The organism is Burkholderia sp. IO2 (genome assembly GCF_029522185.1).
Taxonomy (GTDB): Bacteria; Pseudomonadota; Gammaproteobacteria; order Burkholderiales; family Burkholderiaceae; genus Burkholderia; species Burkholderia cenocepacia.
Genome location: NZ_JAKWFH010000121.1, coordinates 1 through 4,971, shown reverse-complemented (window position 1 = coordinate 4,971; position 4,971 = coordinate 1). Strand labels below are relative to the sequence as shown.

At 67.1% G+C, this 4,971-nt stretch carries 5 protein-coding genes and 1 pseudogene; 4 read left to right on the top strand and 2 right to left on the bottom strand.

What is annotated here, in order from left to right; translation table 11 throughout:
* A pseudogene (locus MMB92_RS34965) lies at positions 1-104 on the top strand (IS110 family transposase); the annotation flags it as partial.
* A 16-nt stretch (positions 105-120) separates the two neighbouring features.
* Here MMB92_RS34965 and MMB92_RS34960 read toward each other — a convergent pair.
* The gene (locus MMB92_RS34960) at positions 121-741 is read right to left on the bottom strand and encodes a LysE family translocator (RefSeq protein WP_006488495.1); all 621 of its coding nucleotides are present in this window, start codon (positions 739-741) and stop codon (positions 121-123) included.
* Between the two features lie 134 nt (positions 742-875).
* Here MMB92_RS34960 and MMB92_RS34955 point away from each other — a divergent pair, with 134 nt between their 5' ends.
* Entirely contained in the window at positions 876-1,340 is a 465-nt protein-coding gene (locus tag MMB92_RS34955; RefSeq protein ID WP_006488501.1) for an Lrp/AsnC family transcriptional regulator, read from the top strand.
* Positions 1,341-1,404: 64 nt separating this feature from the next.
* On the opposite strand, the gene MMB92_RS34950 is transcribed toward MMB92_RS34955, so the two are convergent.
* The gene (locus MMB92_RS34950) at positions 1,405-2,316 is read right to left on the bottom strand and encodes a LysR family transcriptional regulator (protein WP_034203465.1); all 912 of its coding nucleotides are present in this window, start codon (positions 2,314-2,316) and stop codon (positions 1,405-1,407) included.
* A gap of 140 nt (positions 2,317-2,456) precedes the next feature.
* Between MMB92_RS34950 and speB the strand changes: the two genes are divergently transcribed.
* Both speB and MMB92_RS34940 read left to right on the top strand, forming a co-directional pair.
* Positions 2,457-3,413, top strand: coding sequence for an agmatinase (gene speB / locus MMB92_RS34945; protein WP_006495120.1), 957 nt, complete (start codon positions 2,457-2,459; stop codon positions 3,411-3,413).
* A 55-nt stretch (positions 3,414-3,468) separates the two neighbouring features.
* Entirely contained in the window at positions 3,469-4,794 is a 1,326-nt protein-coding gene (locus tag MMB92_RS34940; protein ID WP_006495119.1) for an MFS transporter, read from the top strand.
* Positions 4,795-4,971 lie beyond the last annotated feature (177 nt).

Here is a 4,971-nt window from a genome sequence, read left to right as displayed (position 1 = left end):
TGTCCAAGGTCGCGCTTGTTGCCTGCATGCGCAAGCTCCTAACCATGCTCAATGCCATGGTCAAAACCAACACGCCTTGGGACGATTCACTTCATCGGGCTTGACTCGGAAGACGGTTACTCAGTCCATCGACAGCCGCAGCGCGAACCCGATCAGCGCCGCGGAAAAGGTCCAGCGCTGCACCGTCTGCGCGAGCGGATGCGCACGCATCCACGCCGCGATGCGCGACGCGCCGAACACGCACGCGAGGTCGAAGCACACGCCGGCCGCCACCAGCAGCGCGCCGAGCTCGAACATCTGCCAGACGACCGGCCCGGCCTCGGGCCGCACGAACTGCGGCAGCAGCACCGAGCAGAACAGCAGCGCCTTCGGGTTCAGCAGGTTGGTCAGCAGCCCCTTCACGAACGACTGCCGCAACTCGCCCGCCGCCGCGTCGCCGTCGCCGAGCGCGAACACCGGCGAGCGGAACACCTGGATCGCGACATACGCGAGATAGAGCGCGCCGCCGTAGCGGATCACTTCGTACAGCCACGGCGCGCTACGGATCAGCGCCGCGACGCCGCATGCCGACAGCGTCACGTGCGCGGTGCGCGCGAGCGACAGGCCGGCTGCCGCCGCCATCCCCGGCCGCACGCCGCGGCCGATGCTGGTCTGCAGCACGAGCGCCATGTCGGGCCCCGGCACCGCATAAATGGCCGCCAGCGCGGCGAGATAAATCAACAGCAAATGCGTGGAAATCATGGTCCGCCCCCGTCCTCCAATGACGATATGTTGCCGCTGAAGGAGGAGGGATTATTGGCCATCTTTGGCCGAGGCTTGGCGATTCGTGGGGGAATCCGCCACAATCCTCCGGTCAGAACAAGGATTCCGCCAACATGATCGACCTCGACAAAACCGACCGCGCGATCCTCGCTGCGGTGCAACGCGACGGCCGGCTGCCGATCGCACGGCTCGCCGAATCCGTGGGCCTGTCCGAGACGCCTTGCGCCCGGCGCCTCAAACGTCTCGAAAACGACGGCTACATCGAGCGCTATCGTGCGCAGCTGTCACGCCAGGCGCTCGGCTTCGGCGTGGTCGCGTTCGTGCTCGTGCGGTTCGCGACGCACGACCGCAAGGTCGCCGACCGGTTCGAACGGGAAGTGCTCGGCATCGAGCGGATTCTCGCGTGCCACAACGTCGCGGGCACGGCCGATTACCTGCTGCAGGTGGTCGCGCGCGACCTCGACGACTACGGCACGTTCCTGCGCGATTCGCTGCGGATGCTGCCGGGCGTGACGTCGATCGAATCCGCGCTGTCGCTGCGCGAGGTGAAGCACGACGCGGGTTTGCCGGTGCCGTGATGCGCGCCGGGCCGGCCAGCCCGGCCGGCCGCAACGCTCGTTCACATTGCCGGCTGCGCCGGTGTCATGCGACGTCCGGCGCTTGATGCGCGCGCTCGAGATCCTCGAGGAACGCCTCCACGAGCGGATTCCCGCGCCCGTTGCGCGCGACGACCATGTGGAACGTCACGTCGTAGCGCAGTTGCTCCGGATTGAGCGGCGCGAGCAGCCCCTGCGCGACGTACGGCGCCGCGAAATGCTGCGGCAGGTAGCCGAGATGGTGGCCGGACAGGATCAGCAGCGCGACGGCCTCCATGTTGTCGGCGGTCGCGGTCACGCGGTCGGGCGTCGTCGACAGTTGCGCCTCGGGCAGCGGATACGAGCGCCACGCCCATTCGAAGCCCGCGACGTCGGCCGGCGTCAGCGTGCCCGCGCCGTCGAACAGCGGATGGCCGCGGCCGCAATACGCGACCTGACGCTCGATGAACAGCGGCGTGTAATGCAGCGACGGCACGCGGTGCCAGAAATAGCCGACCGCGATCTGGATCTCGTCGCTCAGCAGCTTCTCCTCGAGATCGCCGGGGGCGCGCACCGAAATCGAGAAGCGCACGGCCTCATCGCGCGTGCGGAACGCGGCGATCGCCTCGGCGATCCGCGCATTCTGGCTCACCGGCGTATGGCCGATCAGGCCGATGTTCAGCGTGCCGACCAGCTGGCGGTCCATGTGCCGCGCGGCCATCCCGAATTCGTCGAGCGCCGCGAGCAGCTTGCGGCTCATCGCGTGGAACCGCTCGCCCTTCGGCGTGAGCCGGAAGCCGCTGCGGCCGCGTTCGCAGAGCCGGTAGCCGAGCCGCGTCTCGAGCGACGACAGTTGCGCGCTGATCGTCGACTGGCCGACGTTCAGCACCGCCTGCGCGGCCGACACGCCGCCCGCGTCCGTGACCGCGAGAAACACGCGGATCAACCGCAGATCGAGGGTCGACAGATTCCCCAGCACGTTCATCCCCTTCCATACATCGATGAGAATCGATGTTTACGTCGATATCTTCGCATTCTTCTTTCCCGGCGGAGCGCGTAAAACTGTGCGCCAAGCCGCGTCGCATGATACGGCAACCCCACACTGGAAGAGACGCCCCCATGAACGACCACACCCATTTCCAGCCGCTCGGCGGCAATGAAATGCCGCGCTGCGGCGGCATCGCGACGATGATGCGCCTGCCGCACGTGGCGAGCGCCGAAGGCCTCGACGCCTGTTTCGTCGGCGTGCCGTTCGACCTCGGCACGTCCAACCGCACCGGCGCGCGCTTCGGCCCGCGCCAGATCCGCACCGAATCCGTGCTGCTGCGCCCGTACAACATGGCCACCCGCGCAGCACCCTTCGATTCGCTGCAGATCGCCGACATCGGCGACGTCGCGATCAATCCGTACAACCTGCACGATTCGATCGCCCGCATCGAGGCCGCGTACGACGCGATTCTCGAGCACGACTGCAAGCCGATCACGCTCGGCGGCGACCATACGATCGCGCTGCCGATCCTGCGCGCGATCCACCGCAAGCACGGCAAGGTTGCATTGATCCACGTCGATGCACACGCCGACGTGAACGATACGATGATGGGTGAAAAGATCGCGCACGGCACACCGTTCCGTCGCGCGGTCGAGGAAGGCCTGCTGCACGGCGACAAGGTCACGCAGATCGGCCTGCGCGGCACCGGCTACGCGGCCGAGGATTTCGACTGGTGCCGCGAGCAGGGCTTCCGCGTCGTCCAGGCCGAGGAATGCTGGAACAAGTCGCTCGCGCCGCTGATGGAAGAAGTGCGCGCGCGCATCGGCGACACGCCCGTCTACATCAGCTTCGACATCGACGGCATCGACCCCGCCTACGCGCCGGGCACCGGCACGCCGGAAATCGCGGGCCTCACGGTGCCGCAGGCGCTCGAGATCATCCGCGGCGCGAAGGGGCTGAACATCGTCGGCTGCGATCTCGTCGAAGTCGCGCCGCCGTACGACCCGTTCGGCACCACGGCGCTGCTCGGCGCGAACCTCGCGTACGAGCTGCTGTGCGTGCTGCCGGGCGTCGCGTACCGCGACTGATCCCCGCACCGCCATCTATTCCAAATCAGAGGATTCCAGAGGAGCACACACAAAGATGGGGACTTCCGTCAAGCAACCGAAGCGGGCAGCGCTCGCTTCGTTCGTCGGCACCACGATCGAGTGGTACGACTTCTATAGTTACGCGACCGCCGCCGCCATCGTATTCGGGCCGCTGTTCTTTCCCGGCGAAAACCGCTTCATCAGCCTGCTCGCGTCGTTCGGCTCGTTCGCGGTCGGCTTCTTCGCGCGGCCGCTCGGCGGCGTGCTGTTCGGCTATCTCGGCGACCGCTTCGGCCGCAAGCGGTCGCTGCTCGCGACGCTGATGCTGATGGCCGTGTCGACGGTCGCGATCGGCCTGCTGCCGACCCACGCGCAAGCCGGCGTGGTCGCACCGATCCTGCTCGTGCTGATGCGCGTGCTGCAAGGCATCGCGGTCGGCGGCGAATGGGGCGGCGCGGTACTGCTGGCCGGCGAGCACGCGCCGGAAGGCAAGCGTACGTTCTTCGCGTCGTTCGCGCAGCTCGGCAGCGCGAGCGGCCTGATCCTGTCGATGCTCGCGTTCGGCGCGATCAGCACGCTGTCGAAGGACGACATGATGAGCTGGGGCTGGCGCGTGCCGTTCCTCGCGAGCGCCGTGCTGCTGGTCGTCGGCTTCGTGATCCGCGCGAGCGTGTCCGAGTCGCCCGAGTTCGAGGAAGTCAGGAAGAGCGGCAACACCGCGCGGAACCCGGTGCGCGAAGCGCTCAAGTACTGGCCGCTGCTGCTGCTCGCGATCGGCGCGAACGTGTACGGGATCGCCGGCGTGTATTTCAGCAACATCTTCATGATCAGTTATGCGACGCAGTTCCTGTCGCTCGACCGGTCGATGGTGCTGCATTGCATGACGATCGTCGCGGTGCTGCAGTTCGTCGTGCAGCTCGCGGCCGCGTTCCTCGCGCAACGCTTCGGCACCACGCGCGTGCTGCTGATCACCGGCGCCTGGGCGATGATCGTCCCGTTCGTGATGCTGCCGCTCGTGCACCTCGGCACGCCGGTGTCGATCACGGTCGGCGTCGGCCTCGCGACGCTCGCGGAATCGGGCTACTACTCGGTGGTCGCGGGCTTCGTCAGCGGCATCTTCGTCGCGCGGATCCGCTATACGGCGATCTCGATCGCGTACCAGGTGTGCGGCGCGCTCGCCGGCGGCCTCACGCCGCTGGTGGCGACCGTCATCGCGCAGAACACCACGCCGCACTGGTGGCCGCTCGCGATCCAGTACGCGAGTGCCGCCGTGCTGTCGTCGCTGTGCGTGTGGCTGATCTCGCGCCGGGTCAGCATCGACGATGCGGGTGCACCCGGCAAGACGGACGAGGTGCTGCCGCGCGGCACGCGCACCGCGTAACGCCCGGCGCATCGCGCAAATGCACGCATGACGAAAGCGGCCCGCTTCTGTGAACTGCACCCCAAAAGTTGGACTAGATCCAACCTTTGGGGTGTTTTTCATGACGAAGTACGACGAACGTTTTCGGCGTCGAGTGGTTCAGGCGTACCTGGCTGGAGAGGCCGGCACCAAGACACT